Origin of the sequence: Rugamonas apoptosis, assembly GCF_014042355.1 — a bacterium.
Lineage (GTDB): Bacteria > Pseudomonadota > Gammaproteobacteria > Burkholderiales > Burkholderiaceae_D > Rugamonas > Rugamonas apoptosis.
Map to the genome: position 1 here is coordinate 306,106 of NZ_JACEZU010000006.1, position 23,779 is coordinate 329,884.

The following is a 23,779-nucleotide window of genomic DNA, read 5'->3' on the forward strand; positions in this document are numbered from 1 at the left end:
CCTGACGCGGCCCGAGTGTCGCCATTCGCCCCCACCGCAGCCCCTGAACGGGCCGGTTCGGGCGGGATCGGCCCCCTATTTATCCTGTGCCGGTCCATCCTTGTTTATAATCAAGCAAATCATTCGGTCCACCTAGCCCCTTCTTATCATCATGACAGCACAACTCTCCAAAAAAAGCGAAGCCTGGTCGGCGCGCTTCTCCGAACCGGTCTCCGACCTGGTCAAGCGTTACACCGCCTCCGTGTTCTTCGACAAACGCCTGGCCAAGGCCGACATCCAGGGCTCGCTGGCCCACGCTGAAATGCTGGCCGCCCAAGGCATCATCAGCGCCGCCGACCGCGCCGAAATCGAGCGCGGCATGACCCAGATCGCCCAGGAAATCGACGCCGGCCAGTTCGAATGGCTGCTGGACCTGGAAGATGTGCACCTGAATATCGAAAAACGCCTGACCGAACTGGTGGGCGACGCCGGCAAGCGCCTGCACACGGGCCGTTCCCGCAACGACCAGGTGGCCACCGACATCCGCCTGTACGTGCGCTCGGCCATCGACGACATCCTGGGCCTGCTGGCTTCCCTGCGCGGCGCCCTGACCGACCTGGCCGAGGACAACGCCGAAACCATCCTGCCCGGTTTCACCCACATGCAGGTGGCCCAGCCCATCACCTTCGGCCACCACATGCTGGCCTACGTTGAAATGTTCGGCCGCGACGCCGAGCGCATGGCCGACTGCCGCAAGCGCGTCAACCGCCTGCCGCTGGGCGCGGCCGCGCTGGCCGGCACCACCTTCCCCATCGACCGCGTGCGCGTGGCCAAGACCCTGGGCTTCGACGACGTGTGCCACAACTCGCTGGACGCCGTCTCGGACCGCGATTTCGCGATCGAATTCACGGCCGCCGCCTCGCTGATCATGACCCACGTGTCGCGCATGTCGGAAGAACTGGTGATCTGGATGAGCCCACGGGTGGGCTTCATCGACATCGCCGACCGCTTCTGCACCGGCTCGTCCATCATGCCGCAAAAGAAAAACCCGGACGTGCCGGAACTGGCGCGCGGCAAGACCGGCCGCGTCTACGGCCACCTGATGGGTCTGTTGACCCTGATGAAAGGCCAGCCGCTGGCCTACAACAAGGACAACCAGGAAGACAAGGAACCGCTGTTCGACACGGTCGACACGGTGGTCGATACGCTGCGCATCTTCGCCGACATGGCCGGCGGCATCAGCGTCAAGCCGGACGCCATGCGCAGCGCCGCCCTGCAAGGCTACGCCACCGCCACCGACCTGGCCGACTACCTGGTCAAGAAAGGCCTGCCATTCCGCGACGCGCACGAAGCCGTGGCGCGCGCCGTGCGCGCCTGCGTGGACCAGGGCTGCGACCTGGCCGACCTGTCGCTGGATCAGCTGCGTGCCTTCTCCGACCTGATCACCGACGACGTGTTCGCCGTGCTGACGCTGGAAGGCTCCGTGGCCGCGCGTGACCACGTAGGTGGCACCGCGCCCAACCAGGTGCGCGCCGCCATTGCCCGCGTACGCGCCCAGCTGGCCGCCGGTTAAGCGCACTGCGGCACCCGCCCGCACCGCATGCCGCCCGCACCACGGGCGGCATGCAAAAACTTCCCCCCAGGGCGCCAACGCAGCGCCCCGGTAGTAACACCTACACGAGAACGAGGAGACCGGAATGTTTATGTCGATATCGCGGGCCATCGACCTGCTCAATGAAAAAGTGGCGAACGCCGTGGCCTATGCGCTGCTGGCCGCCGTCACCATCTGCACCGTGAACGCCCTGGTGCGCTACATCTTCAACGCCAGCTCCAACGCCTGGCTGGAAATCCAGTGGTATCTGTTCGCGGCCATGTTCATGCTCGCCTCCAGCCACACCCTCAAACGCGACGAGCATGTCCGCATCGACGTCATCGCCGGCCGCTTCTCCAAACGCACCCAGGTCTGGATCGACCTGTTCGGCTTTGTGTTGTTCCTGATGCCGATCTCGCTGGTGATCCTGTACTTCGGCGTGCCGTTCGCGCTCGGTTCGATCCAGAGCGGCGAGATGTCGAGCAACGCCGGCGGCCTGATCGTGTGGCCGGCCAAGCTGCTGGTGCCGGTCGGCTTCGCGCTGATGGTGCTGCAGGGCGTGTCCGAGATCATCAAGCGCATCGCCTTCCTGGCCGGCAAGATCGATGGCCACGAATTCGCCAAGCACGTGGCCACGCCGGAAGAGGAAATCGCGGCCATCAAGGCCGCCAACAAGCTGCAGTAATCCCCCCTACCTCCCACACTATAAGAGAGCGGAACGCGAGACATGGAATTATTCTTGACAGCGAATCTGGCGCCCATCATGTTCGGCGCCCTGGTGATCTTCCTGCTATCGGGCTTCCCGGTGGCGTTTTCCCTGGCCGCCAATGGCCTGTTCTTCGGCCTGGTGGGCATCAAGCTTGGCCTGCTCAACATCGAACTGCTGCAGGCGCTGCCGAACCGCATTTTCGGCATCATGGCCAACGACACGCTGCTGGCCATCCCCTTCTTCACCTTCATGGGCCTGGTGCTGGAACGTTCCGGCATGGCCGAGGACCTGCTCGATACCATCGGCCAGTTATTCGGCCCCATCCGCGGCGGCGTGGCCTATGCCGTGATCTTCGTGGGCGCGCTGCTGGCCGCCACCACCGGCGTGGTGGCCGCCTCCGTGATCTCGATGGGCCTGATCTCGCTGCCCGTCATGCTGCGCTACGGTTACGACAAGCGCCTGGCGTCGGGCGTGATCGCCGCTTCCGGCACGCTGGCCCAGATCATCCCGCCGTCGCTGGTGCTGATCGTGATGGCCGACCAGCTGGGCCGCTCCGTGGGCGATATGTACAAGGCCGCCTTCGTGCCCGGCCTGATGCTGACGGCGCTGTACGCCGGCTTCGTGCTGCTGGTTTCCATCTTCTGGCCGAAAATGGTGCCGGCCCTGCCGCTGGAAGCGCGCAACCTGCGCCAGCCTAATGGCGACAGCGGCGTGCGTTCGCTGCTGGCCCTGCTGGTGGGCGCCGTCGGCGCCTCCTACGCCTTCGCCCGTTACTACGGCGCCGCCCATCCAACGCTGGCGGCCGATGAACTGGGCATCTTCTCGGCCGGCGTAGGCATCATCGGTTCCTTCCTGTTCGCGCTGCTCAACCGCCATTTGAAACTGGGCCTGCTGTCGCGCATGGCCGAACGGGTGGTGTTCGTCATGATCCCGCCGCTGGCCCTGATCTTCCTGGTGCTGGGCACCATCTTCGTCGGCCTGGCCACGCCCACCGAGGGTGGCGGCATGGGCGCCATGGGCGCCATCATCCTGGCCATGCTCAATGGCCGCCTGTCGTGGAGCCTGACGCGCCAGGCCATGCACTCGACCACGCGCCTGGCCTGCTTCGTGATCTTCATCCTGATCGGTTCGACCGTGTTCTCGCTGGTGTTCCGCGGCGTGAACGGCGACCTGTGGGTGGAACACCTGCTGTCCAGCCTGCCCGGCGGCAGCACCGGCTTCCTGATCGTCGTCAACCTGATGTTCTTCCTGCTGGCCTTCTTCCTCGACTTCTTCGAGCTGGCCTTCATCCTGGTGCCGCTGGTGGGTCCGGTGGCCGACAAGCTCGGTATCGACCTGATCTGGTTCGGCGTGCTGCTGGGCGTGAACATGCAGACTTCGTTCATGCACCCGCCGTTCGGCTTCGCCCTGTTCTACCTGCGCTCGGTGGCCTCCAAGGAAGTGAAAACGTCCGACATCTACTGGGGCGCCATTCCGTTCGTGCTGATCCAGGTCATCATGGTGGGCTTGATCATCACCTTCCCGCGCCTGGTATCGGTGGAGAAGAAGGTCGACATGCATGAACAGCTGGAGCTGAAGATCGACACCCCGTCCAGCGACGAAAGCGCGCCGCCGGCTGAACCGAAACAGGACGACGAGGCGCCGCAACTGAACTTCTCGACCGACTCAGACAAGAAGTGATGGGCGCCCGCCACAGCGTCGCACCAGCCGCCCAAGCCTGAGCTGTCACACGCTGCCGCATGGGCGCTGGTGGCAGCCCAAGGCGGCGGCGCGGGGGCGGTGGCGCGGCCGAGCCGGCGGCGGATTGATGCGGGAAGGATACAATATCCCCCATGAGCCTGAAAATTTCCCGTATCCTCCACGCCGGCTATGTGTTCGAGTGCGGCGCCACGCGCATCGCCTTCGATCCCGTCTTCGAAAATCCGTTCAGCCGCAACTGCCACGCGTTTCCCGACGTGCGCTTCGACCTTGAGCAGATCCGGCGGCAGCGTTTTTCCGCCGTCTTCATCTCGCACTTCCACGACGACCACTGCTCGTTCGACAGCCTGGACCTGCTGGACCGCGACACGACGATCTACCTCTACTGCCTGTTCGACGAACTGTTCGCCATGCTGCGCGAACTGGGCTTCCGCGACGTGCGGGCGTTGCGCATCGACGAAGCGGTCACTATCGGCACGATCGAGGTGGTCCCACGCGAAGCGATCGATGCCGATGTCGACTCCATGTTCCAGATCCGGGCCGAAGGGCTGAATGTGCTCAACGTGGTGGACGCCTGGATCGCACCCGTTACGCTGGCCGAACTGGCGCGGCAAGCGCCATGGCACATGGTGCTGTGGCCATTCCAGACCATGCGCGAGGTGGAGGTGCTGATGCCATCGCGCGCCGGGATCGACCCGGTGGAGATTCCCGCCGAATGGCTGGATCAACTCAAAGTGCTCAATCCACGCTACGTGGTGCCCAGCTCCTGCCAGTTCCAGCAGGAGCCATGGTCGTGGTACAACCGCGCCTTCTTCCCGCTCACTTATCGGCTGTTCCAGCAGACGGTGGAGGCGGCGCTGCCGCAGGCGCGGGTGGTGCGCCTCAATCCCTCCGTCTCGGTGACGCTGGACGCGACCTCATTGCAGCCATCGGCGCCGCTGCCATGGGTGATCCCGGTGGGTGAGCAGGACGTCGATTACCAGTACGACGGCCATGCGGCGCCGCCGGCGACGGCCGACATCGCGCGTCACTTCGCGCCGCTGACGGCGCAGCAGACGCAAACGGTGCTCGACTATTGCCACGCGGGGCTGCTGGAAAAGTATGCGGGGATGGAACTGGAACCGGGCGGCTATTTCGACCAGCCGCGCGTGTGGCGTTTGTCGCTGTACGGTCATGACGGAACGGTCACCCACTTGCGCTACCGGGTGCACGGCGACAGTATCGCGCGCCTGCCCGATGACGATAGCAGCCCCCTGGGCTGGACCACGGAAGTCCCGCTGGCCAAAGTGTATGCGGCGCTGGTGTTGGGCGAATCGCTCACGTCGATGTATATGCGCATCAACGATGAGCGCTTTGACGCGGCGACGGAGGAGGAAATCGCGGACGCGGAGATCGTGGACGATCCCCTGATCCGCTGCCTGTTCAACGACGCTTTTGGCGCCTACCAGGCGGCCCAGCTGCGGCGTTTGAAGGCGGGGAAGAACTAGCAGGAAGGGAGAAAACCAACTGCACGCCCCGGCCATGGCGGCCGGGGACGCAAGACAGGCTTACTTCTCGACGAAGGCCCGTTCCACGACGTAGCTGCCCTGGTTGTTCATGTTGCCTTCCTTGAAGCCCTTGGCCTTCAACATCTCGGACAGGTCGTGCAGCATGGCGGGGTTACCGCAGATCATCACGCGATCCTGTTCCGGATCCAGCTGGTCCAGGCCGAATTCGGCCGCCAGCGCGCCCGTCTCCAGCAGTTCCGGAATGCGGCCCGAGCGCACGAATGGCTCGCGGCTGGCCACTGGGCAGTAGATCAGCTTGTCCTTGATCAGGTCGCCCAGGTATTCATGGTCGTGCAATTCAGCTTCGATGAATTCCTTGTAGCCGAATTCGCTCACGAAGCGCACGCCGTGCACCAGCACGATGTGGTCGTAATCTTCATAGTACTCGGGGTCGCGGATGATGCTCATGAACGGCGCCAGGCCCGTACCGGTGCTCAGCAGGTACAGGTTGCGGCCCTTCATCAGGTTATCCTTGATCAGCGTGCCGGTCGGCTTCTTGCCCACCAGGACGGTGTCGCCCACCTTCAAGTGCTGCAGGCGCGACGTCAGCGGACCATTTGGCACCTTGATGCTGTAGAACTCCAGGATTTCATCGTAGTGAGGGCTGACGATACTGTAGGCGCGCACCAGCGGACGGCCTTCCACTTCCAGGCCCATCATCACAAACTGGCCGGACAGGAAACGCAAGCCAGCGTTGCGCGTGGTTTTGAAGCTGAACAGCGTTTCGTTCCAGTGATGGACCTCGGTCACCGTTTCTGAGTAGTAATTCGGGAAATTGGCAGTGGTCATACGGGTAAGGGTTGCAAGTTGATGGAGTTGCATCTAAAGCATGGCGACGGGGCGCCGAAGGAGTAATTGTACATGTTCCACCACATGCCTGCATTTTAGGCGCCCGCCGCCCGCCGCCGGACAGGCTGAAACTGCTATCATCGGCGCAGCGCGGACACTGAGATCCGCGCGCCCCGGACACACCCACAGGAGACTCTATGACCATCGGCGGCAGCAGCATCGAACAGGCATTGGCCACCCTTTCCGACATGACGGCGGGCGCCGTCCCGATCGGCCGGGAAGAGCACCAGCAACGCATCCTCAAGGCGCAGGCTTACATGCGCGACCAGGGCATCGCGGCCATCTACGTGAACGCGGGCGCCAATCTGACCTACTTCACCGGCACCCGCTGGTCGGCCAGCGAACGCATGGTGGGCGCCATCCTGCCGGCCCACGGCGCGCTCGAATACATCGCTCCCGCCTTCGAGGACAGCACGCTCAAGGACTTCATGCTGGTGGAAGGCCGCGTCAATTGCTGGGATGAGCACGAAAGCCCCTACCAGCTGTTCGTCGACACCCTGCAGCGCATGGGCGTGGTGCCGGACGCCGACCGCCCGCCCCGCGTGGGCATATGCGAAAGCGCCGCCTTCTTCATCTTCGACGGCATCCGCCCGCTGGCGGCCGGCTACACGCTGGAAAATGCCCGCACCGTGACGGCCTGGTGCCGCAGCCGCAAGTCGGCCGCCGAAATCGCCCTGATGCAGCGCGCCAAGGACATGACGCTGGCCGTGCACGTGGCCACGGCCAGCATCCTGCACGAAGGGATCACCACGGTGGAAGTGGAGGAATTCATCCAGCGCGCGCACCGCAAGGTGGGCGCCTCGGGATCCTACTTCTGCATCGTGCTGTTCGGCGAGGCCACGGCCTACCCGCACGGCGTGAGCTATGTGCAGACCCTCAAACGGGGCGACACGGTGCTGATCGACACCGGCTGCAAGCTGCACAATTACATTTCCGACATCACCCGCACCTACGTGTACGGCCAGCCGAGCGCGCGCCAGCGGGCCGTGTGGAACAGCGAGCAAAAGGCGCAACTGGCCGCCTTCAACGCGGCGCAACTGGGCGTGCCGTGCGAGGAAGTGGATCGCGCCGCCCGCCGCGCGCTGGAGGAGGACGGCTACGGCCCCGGCTACAAGCTGCCCGGCCTGCCCCACCGCACCGGCCATGGCATCGGCCTGGACATCCACGAGTAGCCCTACCTGGTGGGCGGCGACAAGACGCCGCTGGATGTAGGCATGTGCTTTTCGAACGAACCGATGATCTGCATCCCCGGCCACTTCGGGGTGCGCCACGAGGACCACTTCTACATGACGGAAGCCGGTCCCAAATGGTTCACGGAACCGGCCCACAGCATCGACGAGCCGTTCCGCGGCAAATAACCCCTGGGGCCAGCGCCCCCGATGGTGATCAGGCGCGCTTCATCACCAGGGTCAGGATGTCGTAGCTGGCCACCAGTTCGTCGTTCTGGTTGGTCACCTGCACGTCCCACGCGACCACGCCCTGGCCCACGCCCTTGTCGTCGGTGCGGTTGCGGTCCACCTTGCGCTTGCACGTCAGGCGCGCGCGGATGGTGTCGCCGATCGCCACCGGCGTGATGAAGCGCAGGTTGTCCAATCCATAATTGGCCAGCACGGGGCCGGGCGCGGGCGAGACAAACAACCCGGCCGCCGCCGACAGCACGAAGTAGCCGTGCGCGATGCGCTTGCCGAACTGGGTGTCGCGCGCGGCGATCTCGTCGAAGTGCATGTAGAAGTAGTCGCCCGAGACGCCGCCGAAGTTGACGATGTCGGCTTCGCTCACGGTGCGGCGGTGGGTCAGCAGCGAGTCGCCGATCTGCAGATCGCCGAAATACTTGCGGAACGGGTGCTGCTCGCTCTCGCGCACAGCCGCGCCGCGCACATACTCGCCCGTGACGGCGGCCAGCATGGTGGGCGAGCCCTGAATCGCGGCCCGCTGCAGGAAATGGCGCACGGCGCGGATGCCGCCCAGTTCCTCGCCGCCACCGGCCCGGCCCGGACCACCGTGCTTGAGCTGCGGCAGCGGCGAACCGTGGCCGGTGGAATCCACCGCCGCTTCCCGGTCCAGTATCAGCACCCGGCCGTGCGAGGCGGCCGCCATCGGCACGCAATAGGCGGCCGTGCGCACATCCCTGGTCACCAGCGTGGACACCAGGCTGCCCTTGCCACGCGCGGCCAAGGCCATCGCTTCGTCGATGCCATCATAGGCGATGATGGTGCTGACGGGGCCGAACGCTTCCACGTCGTGCACGGCATCGTTGCGCAGGCCGTCGCGGCACAGCAGCAGCGTGGGCGGGAAGAAGGCGCCGTTCTCCACGCCCTGGCCCACGGGCTTGAAGCCGTCACCGGCGCTGAACACGATCTCGTTCCCTTTGGCCAGCATCGCCACCCGTTCGGCCACGTCGCGCTGCTGGTCCTTGGAGGCCAGCGCGCCCATGCGCACGCCTTCCACCGACGGGTCGCCCACGCTGACCTTGGCCAGCCGTTCGCGCAGCCGTTCGCCCACGGCCTGTACCTGCTGCTGCGGCACGATGATGCGGCGGATGGCCGTGCATTTCTGCCCCGCCTTGCCCGTCATCTCGCGCGCCACTTCCTTGATGAACAGGTCGAACTCGGGGTCGTCCGGCGTCACGTCCGGCGCCAGGATGGCGCAGTTGAGCGAATCCGCTTCGGCCGTAAACGGCACGGAATTGGCCACCAGGTTGGGGTTGGTGCGCAACCGCGCGGCCGTGTCGGCCGATCCCGTGAAGGTGACCACGTCGGCGCCCGTCAGGCGGTCCAGCAGATCGCCCGTACCGCCGATCACCAGTTGCAGCGCGCCTTCCGGCAGCAGGCCGGATTCATGCATCATGCGCACCAGCGCCTCGGTCAGGTAACTGGTGGCCGTGGCGGGCTTGCCGATGCAGGGCATGGCGGCCAGGAAGCTGGGCGCGAATTTTTCCAGCAAACCCCAGATGGGGAAGTTGAAGGCGTTGATGTGCACCGCCAGCCCGCCGCGCGGCACCAGGATGTGGGTGCCGGCGAAACCGCCGCTCTTGCCGAGCGCCATGGCCGGGCCTTCGTGCAGCACGTTGGACGACGGCAGCTCGCGGCTGCCCATGCTGGCATAGGCGAACAGGGTGCCGGTGCCGCCTTCGATATCGACCCAGCTGTCGGCGCGGGTGGCGCCCGTCAGGTGCGAGATGGCGTACAGCTCTTCCTTGCGGCTGGCCAGGTACAGGGCCAGCGCCTTCAGGCGCGCGGCCCGCTGCTGGAAGTCCATCGCCATCAGCGCCGGCACACCCGTCTTGCGGGCGTAGTGGACGGCTTCGCTGAAGTCGATCCGGTCGGCGTGGGTGTGGTAGATCACGGCGTTGGTCAGGGCGTTGTGCAGCGGCGTGGCTGCTTCGGCGCCGAGCCAGCGGCCACCGATCAGGCTTTGCAGGGTGTGGATGTGAGCCATCGTTTTGTCTCCGTTCGATTCTTCGTCCGGCCCGCGCGCGGCGGGCCTGCTTGTTGTTTCAGGGCGCCGCGTTCTTGTGCAGGTGCAGCGGCAGCGAGGTTTCCCATTCGATGCGCTTGCGGTCCGGTTCCACCTGCGTCAGCGCTTCCACTTCGCGCATGGTGTGCATGGAGCGCACGGCCAGCTCCTGGTATTGGGCCGTGCCGTCGCTCTTCCAGCGGATCTCGTCGTCGCTCAGGGTGCGCAGCACGCGCGCGGGCGAGCCCACGGCCATGCTGCGCGGCGGGATCACCATGCCGGCCTTGACGAAGGCCATGGCCGCCACGATGCTGTCGGCGCCCACTTCGGCCTTATCCATCACCACCGCGTTCATGCCTACCAGCGCGTTGCGGCCGATTCGGCAGCCGTGCAGCACGGCGCCGTGGCCGATGTGGCCATCCTGCTCGACCACCGTGTCGCAACCGGGGAAGCCGTGCATGACGCAGGTGTCCTGCAGGTTGGCGCCCTCCTCCAGGATCAGCCGTCCGAAGTCGCCCCGCAGGGCGGCCAGCGGGCCGATGTAGCAACGCGGGCCGACGATCACGTCGCCGATCAGCACCGCACTAGGGTGCACATAGGCGGTGGGATGCACCACCGGCGTCACGCCATTGATTTCATAGACTTTGACCATGCCGTCGCTCCCCCGCGTCACACGCGTTCGATGATGAGTGCAATGCCCTGGCCCACGCCGATGCACATGGTGCACAGGCCATAACGCCCGCCCGTGCGTTCCAGCTGGTTCAGCGCCGCCAGCACCAGCCGCGCGCCGGATGCGCCCAGCGGGTGGCCGATGGCGATGGCGCCGCCATTCGGGTTCACGTGCGGCGCGTCGTCAGCCAGGCCCAGGTCGCGCGTGACGGCCAGGCCCTGGGCGGCGAACGCCTCGTTCAATTCGATCACGTCCATCTGGTCCAGCGTGAGCCCGGTCTGGGCCAGCACTTTCTTGGTGGCCGGCGATGGACCGAAGCCCATGATGCGCGGCGCCAGGCCGGCCGTGGCCATGCCCACCACGCGGGCACGCTTCTTCAAGCCGTATTGTTCGGCGGCGGCGGCCGAGGCCAGCAGGATGGCGCAGGCGCCATCATTCACGCCCGAGGCATTACCGGCGGTGACGCTACCGTCCGGCGTGACCACGCCTTTCAGCTTGGCCAGCATCTCCAGCGTGGTATCGGGACGGGGATGTTCGTCTGTATCCACGACCTTGGGTTCACCTTTTTTCTGATGCAGCGTGACGGGCACGATCTCGTCGCGGAACACACCGGCCGCGTGGGCGGCGGCCCAGCGCTGCTGGCTGCGAATCGCGAACGCGTCCTGGTCGGCGCGGCTGATGTTGAATTCCGTGGCCACGTTCTCCGCCGTCTCCGGCATGCTGTCGATGCCGTAGCGCGCCTTCATCACAGGGTTGACGAAGCGCCAGCCGATGGTGGTGTCCTCGATCCTGGCCGCGCGCGAGAACGCGCTGTCGGCCTTGCCCATCACGAACGGCGCGCGCGTCATGCTCTCCACGCCGCCCGCGATCACCAAGTGCGCCTCGCCGGACTTGATGGCGCGCGCGGCGATGCCCACCGCGTCCAGGCTGGAACCACACAGGCGGTTGATGGTGTTGGCTGGCACCTCCACCGGCAGGCCGGCCAGCAGCGCGGCCATGCGGCCCACGTTGCGGTTGTCCTCGCCGGCGCCGTTGGCGCAGCCGTAGTAGATGTCGTCCACGGCGGCCCAGTTCACGCCGGGGTTGCGCGCCATCAGGGCGGCGATGGGCAGCGCCGCCAGGTCATCGGCGCGCACGCCGGCCAGGGCGCCGCCGTAGCGGCCGAAGGGGGTGCGGATGGCGTCACAGATAAAGGCGTCGTTCACGTAAATTCCTCGTTGGGATGGTGGTTGGCTTGATCAGGCAGTGGTTCAGGCGCTGCTTCAGGCGGTGTTTCAAGATTTCGGGCGCTTGTCGACCACGCGCTTGGCCTTGCCCGTCAGCGTGCGTTCGATGCTGTTGGCCGCCAGCAGGCGCACCTTGGTGCTCACGCCCACGTAGGTCTTGATGTGGTGTTCCAGTTCGCGCGACAGGGCTTCCGTTTCGAATTCCGTCAAGCGGCCCGACACTTCGGGACGCAGTTCGCCGATCACGTCCAGCTTGTCCAGGTGGCCTTCGCGCGAGACGACCAGTTGATACACGGGCGCCAGCTTGGGCATCTTCAGCACCAGTTCCTCGATCTGGCTGGGGAACACGTTCACGCCGCGAATGATCAACATGTCGTCCGAGCGCCCCGTTATCTTGCCGATGCGGCGCATGGACCGCGAAGTGGGCGGCAGCAAGCGCGTGAGGTCGCGCGTGCGGTAGCGGATCACGGGCAGCGCCTCCTTGGTGAGCGAAGTGAACACCAGTTCGCCGTCGCTGCCGTCGGGCAGCACTTCGCCCGTTTCCGGGTCGATGATCTCGGGGTAGAAATGGTCTTCCCAGATCACAGGGCCGTCCTTGCTCTCGATGCACTCGCTGGCCACGCCCGGTCCCATCACTTCGGACAGGCCGTAGATGTCGACCGCGTCGATGCCGGCGCGGCGTTCGATCTCGGCGCGCATGGCATCGGTCCACGGCTCGGCGCCGAAGATGCCGACCTTGAGTGAACTGGCCGCCGCGTCCAGCCCCTGGCGCTGGAATTCCTCGACGATGTTGAGCATGTAGGAAGGCGTGACCATGATGATGGACGGCTTGAAGTCCTGGATCAGTTGCACCTGCTTTTCCGTCTGCCCGCCGGACATGGGAATGACGGTGCAACCGAGCCGCTCGGCGCCGTAGTGCGCGCCCAGCCCGCCCGTGAACAGGCCGTAGCCGTAGGCGATGTGCACCATGTCGCCGCGCCGGCCGCCGGCCGCCCGGATCGAGCGGGCCACCACGCCGGCCCAGGTATCGATATCGTTCTGGGTATAGCCCACCACGGTCGGCTTGCCGGTGGTGCCGCTGGACGCATGCACCCGCACCACCTGCTCGCGCGGCACGGCGAACATGCCGAACGGGTAGTTATCGCGCAGTTCCTTCTTGCCAGTGAACGGGAAGCGGGCCAGGTCGGCCAGCGATTTCAAGTCGTCCGGGTGCACCCCGGCCGCGTCGAACGCGGCCCGGTAGTGCGGCACGTTGTCGTAGGCGTGGCGCAGCGACCATTGCAGCCGCTGCAGCTGCAGCGCCTGCAGTTCATCCTTGCTGGCGCGCTCGATGGGTTCCAGATCGTCCGGGCCGGGAATACGATTTACCATTGCTCTCTCCTTGCGGGCGACACAGCGCCCCCTTGCTGCGATGTGCGGCGGATCAGCCTTGCGGTGCGGCCGGTTGCTGCGGTTGCAGCAGCGGCGGCGACGGCGGCGGCGTCACCTCGCCGCTCACGCGGTGCGATTTGCCGCGCATGAGCGCCAGTACCCGCCCGCCCTGGTCGCTGACCCGGATGTCGTAGACCCCGCTCTTGCCGGCCAGCGCCTGCTCCACCGCTTCCGCAGTCAGCACGTCGCCCAGCCGGCCGGGGGCCAGGTATTCGATCGTGCAGCCGGCGCCCACCGTGTTTTGGTTGTGGCTGTTGCACGCAAACGCGAAGGCGCTGTCGGCCAACGCGAAAATAAAGCCGCCGTGGCAGGTCTGGTGCCCGTTCAGCATATCTTCCCGCACCGGCATGCTCATACGCGCGTAGCCGGGACGGATGGAATCGAGTGTCATGCCCAGCCCCTGGCTGGCGCGGTCGCGCGCGTACATGGCCGCACCAGCCGCATCGGCCAGCGCCTGCGCCTGTTCTGGCGTCAGCGCAGGCCGGTGGGCGTGGGCGTCCTTATGGGCGTCCTTGTGGGCTTCCGGGCGTACTTCTTTGAGGGCGGGGTTATGCATGGATGGCGGCTCCCGAAGCTTGGCGGCGGCGCAGCAGCGGCGACACGCGGTAGCGGTCCTCGCCATAAGCGATGGCCAGGTTATGCAGCACGGTGACGACATGGTCCACGCCCACGGCGTCGGCCCAGGCCAGCGGGCCACGCGGATAGTTGACGCCCTTCTGCATGGCGATATCGGCCGCCTGCGCGCTACACACACCCTGCTGCACGGCGTCGGCCGCCTCGTTGGCCAGCATGGCGACGGTGCGCATCACCGCCAGGCCGGGCACGTCGTCGAGCCGGGTGACGGTGAAACCGGCCGCCTGGAACAGGCCGACGACGGCGTTGAAGGCGGCCGGGCTGCACTGGTCGGCGCAGGCCACGGCGATGCGCTTGGCCGTGGCGAAGTCCAGCGCCAGGTCGAACAGCACCGTATCGGAATGGTGGTTGTCGCGCGCGCGGGCGGTGGCCGTGCGGCCGTCCGTCAGGTAGACGGCGGCGCCGTTGCAGTGGAACGCGGGCGCCTCGCCGCTGGCGTGGCCTTCCGGCGCGTGGCGCGGCGGCACATTGATACCACGCTCGCGCAGGCGGGCCGCCAGCGCCTCGACGACAGGCGCATGCGCGCCCGGCGCCATTTCGACGTTGACCTGGGCGGGGCAGGACTGGGGCGCTTCACAACGCGGCTGCGGCACGCTCGCACCTGCGCCGTATGGATAGCAGCCACGGCCCGATTTGCGGCCCAGGAAACCGGCGTTGACCAGCTCCTGCTGCAGCACCGACGGCGTGAAGCGGGGATCGTTGAAATAGGCCTGGAACACGGACTGGGTAACGGCGAAATTGACGTCATGCCCGATCAAGTCCATCAGCTCGAAAGGCCCCATGCGGAAACCGCCCGCCTCGCGCAGCACGGCGTCGATGGTGGCCGCGTCGGCCGCCTGCTCGTTGAGCAAGCGCCAGCCCTCGGCGTAGAACGGCCGCGCCACCCGGTTGACGATGAAGCCCGGCGTGGACTTGGCGTGCACCGGGCTCTTGCCCCAGGCGGCGGCCGTGTCGGACACGGTGGCCGCCACGTTGGCGTCTGTGGCCAGGCCGCTCACCACTTCCACCAGCGCCATCAGCGGCACTGGATTGAAGAAGTGCATGCCCACCAGCCGTTGCGGCACCCGCAGTGGCCCGCCAATGGCGGTGACGGAAATGGAGGAGGTATTGGTGGCCAGGATGCAGTCGTCGCCGACGATGGATTCCAGCTCCGTGAACAGGGCGCGCTTGGCGTCCAGGTTTTCCACGATCGCTTCCACCACCAGGCCCGCGTCGGCCACTTCGGCCAGCGTGGCGGCAGCTTGCAGGCGCGCGGCGGCGGCGGCGGCATCGACCGCGCTCATGCGCTCTTTTGCCACCAGCTTGTTGAATATGCCGATGATGCCGGCGATGGCCTTGGCCACCGCTTCCGGCCGAGCGTCGTGCAGCTTGACGGTATAGCCGGCGGCGGCCGCCACCTGGGCGATGCCGCTGCCCATGGCGCCGCTGCCGATGACGGCCACCACGCGTGTAGTCGGGAGCGCGGCCATGCTCATTTACCCGTGAAGTGCGGCGCGCGCTTGGCCATGAAGGCGGCCACGCCTTCGCGGTAATCGTCGCTGTTACCCAGTTCGCTCATCATGTCGCATTCGAGCGTGAGCTGTTGTTGCAGGGTGTTGGCCGGGCTGGCGTACAGCGCCTGCTTGGTGAAGGCCAGGCCCTTGGTGGGCGCGCTGGCGAAGTGTCTGGCCATGGCGGCCGTTTGCGACGCCAGTTCGTCGTCGGGAACACACTTCCAGATCAAGCCCCAGGCTTCGGCCTGTTCGGCGCTGAGTTTCTCGCCCAGCATGGCCATGCCCATGGCGCGGGCCGTGCCTACCAGCCGTGGCAGGAAGTAGGTGCCGCCCGTGTCCGGAATCAGGCCCAGTTTGCAGAACACTTCCACGAAGCTGGCCGATTTGGCGGCCAGTACGATGTCGCAGGCCAGCGCGATGTTGGCGCCCGCGCCGGCGGCCACGCCGTTGACGGCGCAGATCACGGGCATGGGCAGCGCGCGCAGCGCCAGCACCAGCGGCGCGTAGTTCTTCTCCACCGAGTCGCCCAGGTCGACGCCGCGCGCGCCCGGTTCCACGGCGCGGTCGGCCAGGTCCTGGCCCGCGCAGAAGCCGCGCCCGGCACCGGTCAGCACGAACACGCGCACACTCTTGTCGCCATTGACGCGGTGCAGCGCGTGCTTGACTTCATCGTGCATGGCCTGGGTAAAGCTATTGAGCTTGTCCGGGCGGTTCAGCGTGAGCTGGGCTATGCCGTCGTTGATCTCGAACAGGATGTTTTCGTAGTTCATGGCGTCTCGCGGATGGTTATTCTGTTGATGGAGTTTATTCAGCCTGGTCGAAATCGACCACCAGCTTGTCCGTCACGGGGAAGCTCTGGCAGCTCAACACGAAACCGCGCGCGATCTCGTAGTCCTCCAGCGCGTAGTTGACGTCCATGTCGACCTTGCCGTCCACCACCTTGCAGCGGCAGGTCGAGCAAACCCCGCCCTTGCAGGAATAGCGCATGTCGACGCCGGCCCGCAGGCCCGCGTCCAGCACGGATTCCTTGTCCTTGTCCATGGTGAAGGTGCTGTGGTTGCCGTCCATGATGACCGTCACTTCCGTCTCGTGGCGGGCCAGCGCCGGGTCCAGCGCGCGCTTCTGGTGCTGGTGCTTGGGGATGCTGGCGGCGAACAGTTCGATCTTGATCTGCGATTTCGGCATGCCCGCTTCCTGCAGCGCCTCCGACACGCCGTGCATCATGTCCTCCGGGCCGCAGATGAAGGCCACGTCATAGTCCTTGATATCGATCCAGTGCTGCAGGAACTGCTGGCATTTTTCCTTGGTGATGCGGCCGTTGAACAGGTCGATATCCTGCTGCTCGCGGCTCATCACGTAGGCCAGGTTGAGGCGTTCCAGGTATTGGTCCTTGAGGTCCGTCAGTTCCTCCTTGAAGATCACGGACGAGGAGGCGCGGTTGCCGTAGAACAGGGTGAAGCTGCTGTTGGGCTCCGCCATCAGCGTGGTCTTGATGATGGACAGGATGGGCGTGATGCCGCTGCCGGCCGCGAAGGCCAGGTAACGGCGCCGGCTTTGCGCATCGAGCGGCACGTTGAAGTGGCCCATGGGCGGCATCACTTCCAGCGTGGCGCCCGGCTTGAGCGTGTCGTTGGCCCAGCCGGAGAACAGGCCGCCAGCGGTGCGCTTGATGGCCACCCGCAGCGTGCCGTCCTGCACCGCCGAGCAGATCGAATAGGAGCGGCGCACGTCCTCGCCGTTGATGTGGGTGCGCAGCGTGAGGTGCTGGCCCTGCTGGAACACGAAGCTCTCGCGCAGTTCCGGCGGCACGGCGAAGGTGACGGCGATGGTGTCGCGCGTTTCATTGCGCACCTGCGAGACAGTCAACGGATAGAATTTGCTCATAGTGGTCAGTGGCACTTGAAGTAGTCGAAAGGCTCGCGGCAGTCCAGGCACTTGTAGAGCGCCTTGCAGGGCGTGGAGCCGAACTGGCTGGTGAGTTCCGTGTGGGTGGAGCCGCACTGCGGGCAGGCGACGACGGGCTGCGGGCCGGCGCCCGGCAAGGCGCCCCGCTTGACGCCAGCTCCCGCGCGCAGGCCGCTGATGTCGATCGCCTGCTGGGCCGGCGGCGCGATGCCGTAGCCGCGCAACTTTGCCTTGCCGGACTCGCTCATCCAGTCCGTGGTCCAGGCGGGCGTGAGCTGGGTGTGCAGCCGCACGTCGGCCATGCCATGTGCGCGCAAGGCGTCGGCGACAGCGTCCGCGATCACCTGCATGGCGGGGCAACCGGAATACGTGGGCGTGATGGTGACGGTGCAGGCGCCGCCTTCGGCCACCTCCACCGCGCGCACGATGCCCAGGTCCACCACCGAGATCACGGGGATCTCGGGGTCGGCCACTTCGGCCAGCCAGGCCCACACCTGTTCGACGGTGACGGCGGCCGTTTGCATTACCACTCCGCGCCGGGATAAGCGCGCTGCAGGAACTGCATCTCGGCCAGCAGGTAGCCCAGGTGTTCGCTGTGCACGCCCTGCTTGCCGCCTTTTTGCATCCACGCGTCCGGCGACGGCATGACGAGGGTGGCCTCGGCGAAGATGGCGGCCACATGTTCCAGCCACTGGGCCCGCAGCGGTGCGGCGGCCGGCGCCACGCCCGCATCCACCATGGCCTGGTCGACGGCGTCGTAATTGAACATCTCGCCCGTGTACATCCACAGCGCGTCGGCCGCGGCCTGCGTCTTGGCGTGGCTTTCCGGCGTGCCGTCGCCCAGGCGCACCACCAGGTCGCCGCTGCGGCGCAGGTGGTAGGTCACTTCCTTGAGCGATTTTTCCGCGATGCCGGCGATGCGCGCATCCGACGATTTGGTCAGCGCGCCGATCTGGAAGTAGTGCCAGGTGTCGAAGAAGAACTGGCGCATCATGGTATCGGCGTAGTTGCCGTTGCGCTGTTCCAGCAGCAGGCAGTTGCGGAACTGGTGCGCGTCGCGGTGGAAGGCCAGGCGGTCTTCGTCGCGGCCCGCTCCTTCCAGCTCGCCCGCGTAGCTGTACCACAAGCGGGTCTGGCCCAAGAGGTCGAGCGAGACGTTGGTGAGCGCCATATCCTCCTCCAGCGCCGGCCCTTTGCCGCACAATTCGGAGATGCGCTGGCTCAGCACCAGGGCGTTGTCGCCCAGGCGCAGCAGATAGTTGAACTTGTTGTCATCCACAGTGCGCGCTCCCGCTTACAGGTTCTTGACTTCTTCCGGCATCGGGAAGAAGGTCGGATGGCGATACACCTTGCTGTTGGATGGCTCGAACAGGGCGCCCTTGTCGTCCGGGCTGCTGGCCACGATATCGGCCGCGCGCACCACCCAGATGCTCACGCCTTCGTTGCGGCGGGTGTAGACGTCGCGCGCGTTATTGACCGCCATTTCGGCGTCCGGCGCGTGCAGGCTGCCCACATGCTTGTGCGCCAGCCCGTGCTGGCTGCGGATGAACACTTCCCACAATGGCCATTCTTTGCTCATGCGATTCTCCTCGGTGTATTGTTCTCAGGCTCGTTCTCAGGCGGCCGCTTTGGCGGTGGCGTGTTTGTCAGCGTAGGCGGTGAGCGCATCGCGGAACCACTGGCCATCCTCGTAGGCCTTGACGCGGGTGGCCAGGCGCTCGCGGTTGCAGGGGCCGTTGCCCTTCAGGACGGCGTGGAACTCGGCCCAGTCGATCTCGCCGAATTCGTAGTGGCCCGTGACGGCGTTGAACTTCAGGTCCGGGTCGGGAATGGTCAGGCCCAGGTATTCAGCCTGGGGCACGGTCTGGTCCACCATCCGCTGGCGCAGTTCGTCGTTGGAGAACAGCTTGATGCGCCACTGGGCCGATTGCGCGCTGTTGACCGATTCCGCATCCGACGGGCCGAACATCATCAGCGACGGCCACCACCAGCGGTTCAGCGCATCCTGCGCCATGGCTTTCTGCTCCGGCGTGCCCTTGGCCAGCGACAGCATGATGTCGTAGCCCTGGCGGGCGTGGAACGATTCCTCCTTGCAGACGCGGATCATGGCGCGCGAATACGGGCCATACGAGCAGCGGCACAGGGGAATCTGGTTGATGATGGCCGAGCCGTCCACCAGCCAGCCGATGGCGCCCATGTCGGCCCACGACAGCGTGGGGTAATTGAAGATGCTTGAATATTTGGCTTTGCCCGCGTGCAGGGCGGCCAGCAGGTCGTCGCGCGACACGCCCAGCGTCTCGGCCGCGCTGTACAGGTACAAACCGTGGCCCGCCTCGTCCTGGATCTTGGCCAGCAGGATGGACTTGCGCTTGAGGGTGGGGGCGCGCGTGACCCAGTTCCCTTCCGGCAGCTGGCCCACGATTTCCGAGTGCGCGTGCTGGGAGATCTGGCGCACCAGCGTCTTGCGGTAGGCGTCCGGCATCCAGTCTTTGGCCTCGATCTTGACGCCGGCGTCGATGCGTTCCTGGAACGCGCGCTCCTCCGCGCTCATGTCATCCAGGTTGCGAACTTGCTTCAGGCCCGTTTCCACCATCTGTGCGTACATGATCGATCTCCAAGTGCGAAGCGCTCATATTACGATACGAAAATTCGTTTGGCTACGGTTTTTTTGAGTCACATCGAAATTTCGTATCTTGTCGTATGCAAGTCAGAAAATAATCCTGCGCCCATGCCGAGGCAAAGTAAACTGCTGCCTGAACTGAATCATTAAATTTGCGGAAACCGACTTGCCCATGACAACTACGATGACCTGCGACGACTGGATCGCCCACTTCCTGGCCACCGACCCGCCCCGTTCCAAGTCGCTGGTGGTGACCATCTTTGGCGACGCCATCGTGCCGCACGGCGGCATGGTGTGGCTGGGCAGCCTGATCAACCTGCTGGAGCCGTTCGGCGTCAACGACCGGCTGCTGCGCACCTCCGTGTTCCGTCTCGCGCAGGAAGGCTGGCTGGGCGCCCAGCGCGACGGCCGCCGCAGTTCGTATGCGATTCCGGCCGACGCCATGGCCCGCTTCAGCCGCGCCTACCGCCGCATCTACGCGCCGCTGCAACTGCACTGGGACGGCAACTGGACCCTGCTGTTGAGCGCTGGCGGCAACATCACGCCGGCCGAACGGGGCGCGCTGCGCAAGGAGCTGCTGTGGCAGGGCTACAGCATGATCGCACCCGGCATCTTCGGCCATCCGGCCGCCGAGGCCGACGTGTTGGAGGAAATGCTGGGCCGCGTGGGCGTGCGGGACAAGCTGTACGTGTGCCGCGCCAGTACCGTGCCGCAAGTGAGCGCGCGGCCGCTGAGCGACATGGTGGCCGAGGGCTGGGACTTGTCGGACGTGGAAGCGGGCTATGGCAAGTTCACGGACCAGTTCACGCCGCTGCTGGACTTGCTGCGCCAGCAGCCCGCCATCCCGGCCGAGCAGGCGTTCGTCATACGCAGCCTGCTGATTCACGCTTACCGCCGGGTGCAACTGCACGATCCCCAACTGCCGGTGGAACTGCTGCCGGAACCGTGGCCGGGCGCCCAGGCCTACGAACTGGCGCGCGATATTTACCGGCTCGTGTTCGCGCAGGCCGAAGACTTCATCATGGCCACCCTGCGCCGCGAGGATGACCACGCACCCGAGGCCGACGACAGCTTTTACCAGCGCTTCGGCGGGCTGCGCTAAGCCGCGCCGGCGCCGCGATGGGCCATAGGGGGAGGATGGCCAAGGGCTAGCGGGGCGTGCGCTAGCGGCCCACATCGATAGTCAACGTTGGGAAATTGCCCCATTCCGGCCGCACGCACGGAAATCCTGAACATGGCTTGACTAGAATTGGATTCTAGAACAATATTCTAGTCATGACGACACCCGACACCACAGCCATCCCGCTCGACCGCAAAAGCGCCATCCTGGCCGCCGCCCTCGCCGTGTTCGCCGAAAAAGGCATCGAAGCGGCCACCATCGACGACATCCGCCAGCGCAGCCTGGCCTCCGTGGGCAGCATCTACCACCACTTTGGCACCAAGGAGAACATCGCCGCCGCCCTGTTCGCGCAGGGTCTGGACGATTACTGGAACCGGTTGTTGGCCGGCGTGCGCGAGGCGGGTGACGCGCGCGCGGCCATCCACATCCTGCTGGCCACCCACCTGGAGTGGATCGTGGCGCGGCCCGAACTGGCGCGCTTCCTGTTCGCCCGGCGGCAAGCCGTGAGCCCCGCCCATGAGCAGGCCATCCGCCAGCTGACGGGCGATCACTTCAAGACCATGCTGGCCCTGCTCAAGCCCTGGTTCCAGCAGGGGATGTTGCGCCGGCTGGCGCCCGAGCTGTATGCCCCACTGCTGCTGGGCCCCGCGCAGGAACTGGCCCGCAACTGGCTCGGTGGACGCCTGCGGGACGACCCGCGCGCCGCCATCGAAGAACTGAGCGCCGCCGCCTGGCGCAGCCTGGCCACGGACGCCGCGCTGGCCGCCACCCTGTCCCGCCCCGATCATCAGGAGCCAAGCAAATGACACGCACCCGCCACACCCTGCACGCCCACGACGGCCACGCGCTGACGGCCTACTCCCACGAACCGGCGCAAGCGGCGCTCGCCACCCTCGTGATCGGCCCGGCCATGGCCGTGCCCCAATCGTTCTACAACGACTTCGCCACCTTCCTCGCGCAGCAAGGCTACCGGGTCTGGACCTTCGACTACCGGGGCATGGGTGAATCGCGGCATGGCGCGCGGCGCGCCTGCAAGGCCAACATCACGGACTGGGTCACGCAGGATTACGACGCCGTGCTGCAGCACGCCGGCGCCGCGCAGGACGGCTTGCCGCTGTTCGTGCTGGGCCACAGCCTCGGTGGCCAGACGGTGCCGCTGCTGCCGTCCATCGACAAGGTGAGCGGCGTGATCAACATCGCCGTCGGCAGCGGCGCGCTGCGCCACAACCAGCCCAGCGTGCGCCGCAAGGCGCCCCTGTTATGGCACGTGTTCACGCCCCTGCTGTGCCCCGTGTTCGGCTACTTCCCCGGCACGCGCATCGGCGTGGTGGGCGACATACCGCGTCGCGTGATGTACCAGTGGCGCCACTGGTGCCTGCAGCCGGAATACCTGCTGCAGGGCGAACCGGGCGCGCGCGAGGCGTACGCGCGCGTGCGCCAGCCCGTGCTGGGGCTGACGTTCAGTGACGATGAACTGCTGCTGGAATCGGGCTCGCGCATGCTGCACGAGGCCTATCGCGGCGCGCAGGTGGACTACCGCGAGCTGAGCCCCGGCCAATTCGGCTTGAAACGTATCGGCCACTTCGGCTTCTTCCGGCGCGAGCAGGAAACCATCTTGTGGCCGCTGGTGAGCGACTGGCTGGAACAGCGCCTTACTTGCGTCCCATGCTGATCAAATAGTTCTGCATGGTCGCTTCCGCCACCGAGGCCCACTGGTTCTGGTCCTGGCGGAAGCGCTTCCACGGCTCGTAGATCTTCTTGAACTTGGCGTTCTTGGCCGCTTCCTCCTCCATCACCTGCTGGGTGACCTTGTAGGCTTCGTCCATGATCTCCTTGGAGAACGTGTGCAGCTTGACGCCGCCCTTGAGCAGGCGCGCCAGCGCGGCCGGGTTCTTGGCGTCGTACTCGGCCTGCATCACCACGTGGCACTCGTAGCTGGCCGCTTCGATGGCGGCCTGGTATTCCTTGGGCAGCTTGTCCCACTCCTTGTGGTTGATGTAGAACGACAGCTGCGGCCCCGCCTCCCACCAGCCCGGCGCGTAGTAATGCGGCGCCACGCGCGACAAGCCCAGTTTCTCATCGTCGTACGGCCCCACCCACTCGGCCGCGTCGATGGTGCCCTTCTCCAGCGCCGCGTACAGGTCGCCGGCTGGAATCTGCTGCGGCACCACGCCCATGCGCTCCATCACGCGGCCGGCGAAACCGGCCACCCGCATCTTCATGCCCTTCATGTCGGCCACCGAGCGGATCTCCTTGCGGTAGAAGCCGCCCATCTGGGTGCCCGTGTTACCGGCCATGAAGTTGACGATGCCGTATCCCTTGAAGAATTCGCGCATCAGTTCACGGCCGCCGCCCTGGTCGTACCACGCCGTCTGCTGGCGCGAGGTGAGGCCGAACGGCACGGCGCAATCGAAGGCGAACGCGGGATCCTTGCCGAAGTAGTAGTAGGACGGCGTGTGGCCCATCTCCACCGTGCCGGCCTGCACCGCGTCCAGCACCTGGAAGCCCGGCACGATTTCGCCTGCCGCGAAATTGCGGATCACGAACTTGCCGCCCGTGAGTTCGGCCACCCGCTTGGTGAACTTGTCGCAGGCGCCGAAGATGGTGTCGAGCGTCTTGGGGAAGCTGGAGGTGAGGCGCCAGCTGATGGCGGGCTGGCTTTGCGCCAGGGCCGGCGCGGACAGGGCGGCGGCGGCGGCGCCGGCGGCCGATTTGGTGAGGAAGGAACGACGCTGCATGAACTGGACTCCAAATAATGGTTGCGTTGGCACGACAAGCTGGCCGTTAAGTGTAGAGCCATATTGCCAGGCGGGCAATCGCGGGCGCCCCGTTTGCGGGCCCGCGATGCGCAA

General features: G+C 66.0%; 21 protein-coding genes and 1 pseudogene. 8 read left to right on the forward strand and 14 right to left on the reverse strand.

Annotated elements, in window-relative coordinates:
* Positions 1-151: 151 nt before the first annotated feature.
* The 4 genes from argH (at position 152) to H3H39_RS14160 (ending at position 5,464) form a co-directional block, all read left to right on the forward strand.
* On the forward strand, positions 152-1,552 hold the full coding sequence (gene argH / locus H3H39_RS14145) for an argininosuccinate lyase (RefSeq protein ID WP_182154021.1): 1,401 nt from the start codon (positions 152-154) through the stop codon (positions 1,550-1,552).
* A gap of 130 nt (positions 1,553-1,682) precedes the next feature.
* On the forward strand, positions 1,683-2,255 hold the full coding sequence (locus H3H39_RS14150; protein ID WP_182154119.1) for a TRAP transporter small permease subunit: 573 nt from the start codon (positions 1,683-1,685) through the stop codon (positions 2,253-2,255).
* A gap of 42 nt (positions 2,256-2,297) precedes the next feature.
* Positions 2,298-3,959 (forward strand): TRAP transporter large permease, encoded by a 1,662-nt coding sequence (locus H3H39_RS14155; RefSeq protein WP_182154022.1) that lies wholly within the window; start codon positions 2,298-2,300, stop codon positions 3,957-3,959.
* A 152-nt stretch (positions 3,960-4,111) separates the two neighbouring features.
* The gene (locus tag H3H39_RS14160) at positions 4,112-5,464 is read left to right on the forward strand and encodes an MBL fold metallo-hydrolase (RefSeq protein WP_182154023.1); all 1,353 of its coding nucleotides are present in this window, start codon (positions 4,112-4,114) and stop codon (positions 5,462-5,464) included.
* A gap of 60 nt (positions 5,465-5,524) precedes the next feature.
* On the opposite strand, the gene H3H39_RS14165 is transcribed toward H3H39_RS14160, so the two are convergent.
* Positions 5,525-6,313, reverse strand: a complete 789-nt coding sequence (locus tag H3H39_RS14165; RefSeq protein ID WP_182154024.1) for a ferredoxin--NADP reductase — start codon at positions 6,311-6,313, stop codon at positions 5,525-5,527.
* Positions 6,314-6,561: 248 nt separating this feature from the next.
* Here H3H39_RS14165 and H3H39_RS14170 point away from each other — a divergent pair.
* A pseudogene (locus H3H39_RS14170) lies at positions 6,562-7,731 on the forward strand (M24 family metallopeptidase).
* A gap of 28 nt (positions 7,732-7,759) precedes the next feature.
* On the opposite strand, the gene paaZ reads toward H3H39_RS14170, so the two are convergent.
* From paaZ to paaA, 12 genes are all read right to left on the reverse strand, one after another.
* On the reverse strand, positions 7,760-9,811 hold the full coding sequence (gene paaZ / locus H3H39_RS14175) for a phenylacetic acid degradation bifunctional protein PaaZ (protein WP_182154025.1): 2,052 nt from the start codon (positions 9,809-9,811) through the stop codon (positions 7,760-7,762).
* 58 nt (positions 9,812-9,869) lie between these two features.
* Positions 9,870-10,481 carry a phenylacetic acid degradation protein PaaY gene (gene paaY, locus H3H39_RS14180; protein WP_182154026.1) on the reverse strand — a complete coding sequence of 204 codons (612 nt, stop codon included), beginning with the start codon at positions 10,479-10,481 and terminating at the stop codon, positions 9,870-9,872.
* 17 nt (positions 10,482-10,498) lie between these two features.
* On the reverse strand, positions 10,499-11,704 hold the full coding sequence (gene pcaF / locus H3H39_RS14185; protein WP_182154027.1) for a 3-oxoadipyl-CoA thiolase: 1,206 nt from the start codon (positions 11,702-11,704) through the stop codon (positions 10,499-10,501).
* 69 nt (positions 11,705-11,773) lie between these two features.
* On the reverse strand, positions 11,774-13,096 hold the full coding sequence (paaK, locus tag H3H39_RS14190) for a phenylacetate--CoA ligase PaaK (RefSeq protein ID WP_182154028.1): 1,323 nt from the start codon (positions 13,094-13,096) through the stop codon (positions 11,774-11,776).
* Positions 13,097-13,148: 52 nt separating this feature from the next.
* Positions 13,149-13,583 carry a hydroxyphenylacetyl-CoA thioesterase PaaI gene (gene paaI / locus H3H39_RS14195; protein ID WP_229218052.1) on the reverse strand — a complete coding sequence of 145 codons (435 nt, stop codon included), beginning with the start codon at positions 13,581-13,583 and terminating at the stop codon, positions 13,149-13,151.
* Between the two features lie 121 nt (positions 13,584-13,704).
* Positions 13,705-15,258 (reverse strand): 3-hydroxyacyl-CoA dehydrogenase PaaH, encoded by a 1,554-nt coding sequence (gene paaH, locus H3H39_RS14200; protein WP_182154030.1) that lies wholly within the window; start codon positions 15,256-15,258, stop codon positions 13,705-13,707.
* Between the two features lie 2 nt (positions 15,259-15,260).
* The gene (gene paaG, locus H3H39_RS14205; RefSeq protein ID WP_182154031.1) at positions 15,261-16,052 is read right to left on the reverse strand and encodes a 2-(1,2-epoxy-1,2-dihydrophenyl)acetyl-CoA isomerase PaaG; all 792 of its coding nucleotides are present in this window, start codon (positions 16,050-16,052) and stop codon (positions 15,261-15,263) included.
* A 34-nt stretch (positions 16,053-16,086) separates the two neighbouring features.
* Positions 16,087-17,166, reverse strand: a complete 1,080-nt coding sequence (paaE, locus tag H3H39_RS14210) for a 1,2-phenylacetyl-CoA epoxidase subunit PaaE (RefSeq protein WP_182154032.1) — start codon at positions 17,164-17,166, stop codon at positions 16,087-16,089.
* 5 nt (positions 17,167-17,171) lie between these two features.
* On the reverse strand, positions 17,172-17,711 hold the full coding sequence (paaD, locus tag H3H39_RS14215) for a 1,2-phenylacetyl-CoA epoxidase subunit PaaD (protein ID WP_182154033.1): 540 nt from the start codon (positions 17,709-17,711) through the stop codon (positions 17,172-17,174).
* A complete protein-coding gene (paaC, locus tag H3H39_RS14220) occupies positions 17,711-18,466 on the reverse strand; it encodes a 1,2-phenylacetyl-CoA epoxidase subunit PaaC (RefSeq protein WP_182154034.1) in 756 nt (251 codons plus the stop codon). The genes paaD and paaC overlap by 1 nt, the downstream gene beginning before the upstream one ends.
* A gap of 15 nt (positions 18,467-18,481) precedes the next feature.
* Positions 18,482-18,766, reverse strand: a complete 285-nt coding sequence (paaB, locus tag H3H39_RS14225; RefSeq protein WP_182154035.1) for a 1,2-phenylacetyl-CoA epoxidase subunit PaaB — start codon at positions 18,764-18,766, stop codon at positions 18,482-18,484.
* A 36-nt stretch (positions 18,767-18,802) separates the two neighbouring features.
* On the reverse strand, positions 18,803-19,792 hold the full coding sequence (paaA, locus tag H3H39_RS14230; RefSeq protein ID WP_182154036.1) for a 1,2-phenylacetyl-CoA epoxidase subunit PaaA: 990 nt from the start codon (positions 19,790-19,792) through the stop codon (positions 18,803-18,805).
* A gap of 187 nt (positions 19,793-19,979) precedes the next feature.
* Between paaA and paaX the strand changes: the two genes are divergently transcribed.
* From paaX to H3H39_RS14245, 3 genes are all read left to right on the forward strand, one after another.
* Positions 19,980-20,909, forward strand: coding sequence for a phenylacetic acid degradation operon negative regulatory protein PaaX (gene paaX, locus H3H39_RS14235; RefSeq protein ID WP_229218033.1), 930 nt, complete (start codon positions 19,980-19,982; stop codon positions 20,907-20,909).
* Positions 20,910-21,082: 173 nt separating this feature from the next.
* Positions 21,083-21,733 carry a TetR/AcrR family transcriptional regulator gene (locus H3H39_RS14240; protein ID WP_182154037.1) on the forward strand — a complete coding sequence of 217 codons (651 nt, stop codon included), beginning with the start codon at positions 21,083-21,085 and terminating at the stop codon, positions 21,731-21,733.
* Entirely contained in the window at positions 21,730-22,599 is an 870-nt protein-coding gene (locus tag H3H39_RS14245) for an alpha/beta hydrolase family protein (protein WP_182154038.1), read from the forward strand. The genes H3H39_RS14240 and H3H39_RS14245 overlap by 4 nt, the downstream gene beginning before the upstream one ends.
* On the opposite strand, the gene H3H39_RS14250 is transcribed toward H3H39_RS14245, so the two are convergent.
* Positions 22,580-23,665: a TRAP transporter substrate-binding protein gene (locus H3H39_RS14250; protein WP_182154039.1), complete on the reverse strand. Its 1,086-nt coding sequence runs from the start codon at positions 23,663-23,665 to the stop codon at positions 22,580-22,582. The two genes, H3H39_RS14245 and H3H39_RS14250, sit on opposite strands and share 20 nt — an antisense overlap.
* Positions 23,666-23,779: the final 114 nt, after the last annotated feature.

Excerpts from the sequence above, each read along its gene's own strand:
- argH (WP_182154021.1), top strand. The coding sequence starts at position 152 with ATGACAGCACAACTCTCCAAAAAAAGCGAAGCCTGGTCGGCGCGCTTC.
- H3H39_RS14150 (WP_182154119.1), top strand. The coding sequence starts at position 1,683 with ATGTCGATATCGCGGGCCATCGACCTGCTCAATGAAAAAGTGGCGAAC.
- H3H39_RS14155 (WP_182154022.1), top strand. The coding sequence starts at position 2,298 with ATGGAATTATTCTTGACAGCGAATCTGGCGCCCATCATGTTCGGCGCC.
- H3H39_RS14160 (WP_182154023.1), top strand. The coding sequence starts at position 4,112 with ATGAGCCTGAAAATTTCCCGTATCCTCCACGCCGGCTATGTGTTCGAG.
- H3H39_RS14165 (WP_182154024.1), bottom strand. The coding sequence starts at position 6,313 with ATGACCACTGCCAATTTCCCGAATTACTACTCAGAAACGGTGACCGAG.
- paaZ (WP_182154025.1), bottom strand. The coding sequence starts at position 9,811 with ATGGCTCACATCCACACCCTGCAAAGCCTGATCGGTGGCCGCTGGCTC.
- paaY (WP_182154026.1), bottom strand. The coding sequence starts at position 10,481 with ATGGTCAAAGTCTATGAAATCAATGGCGTGACGCCGGTGGTGCATCCC.
- paaK (WP_182154028.1), bottom strand. The coding sequence starts at position 13,096 with ATGGTAAATCGTATTCCCGGCCCGGACGATCTGGAACCCATCGAGCGC.
- paaI (WP_229218052.1), bottom strand. The coding sequence starts at position 13,583 with ATGTACGCGCGCGACCGCGCCAGCCAGGGGCTGGGCATGACACTCGAT.
- paaH (WP_182154030.1), bottom strand. The coding sequence starts at position 15,258 with ATGGCCGCGCTCCCGACTACACGCGTGGTGGCCGTCATCGGCAGCGGC.
- paaG (WP_182154031.1), bottom strand. The coding sequence starts at position 16,052 with ATGAACTACGAAAACATCCTGTTCGAGATCAACGACGGCATAGCCCAG.
- paaE (WP_182154032.1), bottom strand. The coding sequence starts at position 17,166 with ATGAGCAAATTCTATCCGTTGACTGTCTCGCAGGTGCGCAATGAAACG.
- paaD (WP_182154033.1), bottom strand. The coding sequence starts at position 17,711 with ATGCAAACGGCCGCCGTCACCGTCGAACAGGTGTGGGCCTGGCTGGCC.
- paaB (WP_182154035.1), bottom strand. The coding sequence starts at position 18,766 with ATGAGCAAAGAATGGCCATTGTGGGAAGTGTTCATCCGCAGCCAGCAC.
- paaA (WP_182154036.1), bottom strand. The coding sequence starts at position 19,792 with ATGTACGCACAGATGGTGGAAACGGGCCTGAAGCAAGTTCGCAACCTG.
- paaX (WP_229218033.1), top strand. The coding sequence starts at position 19,980 with ATGACAACTACGATGACCTGCGACGACTGGATCGCCCACTTCCTGGCC.
- H3H39_RS14240 (WP_182154037.1), top strand. The coding sequence starts at position 21,083 with ATGACGACACCCGACACCACAGCCATCCCGCTCGACCGCAAAAGCGCC.
- H3H39_RS14245 (WP_182154038.1), top strand. The coding sequence starts at position 21,730 with ATGACACGCACCCGCCACACCCTGCACGCCCACGACGGCCACGCGCTG.
- H3H39_RS14250 (WP_182154039.1), bottom strand. The coding sequence starts at position 23,665 with ATGCAGCGTCGTTCCTTCCTCACCAAATCGGCCGCCGGCGCCGCCGCC.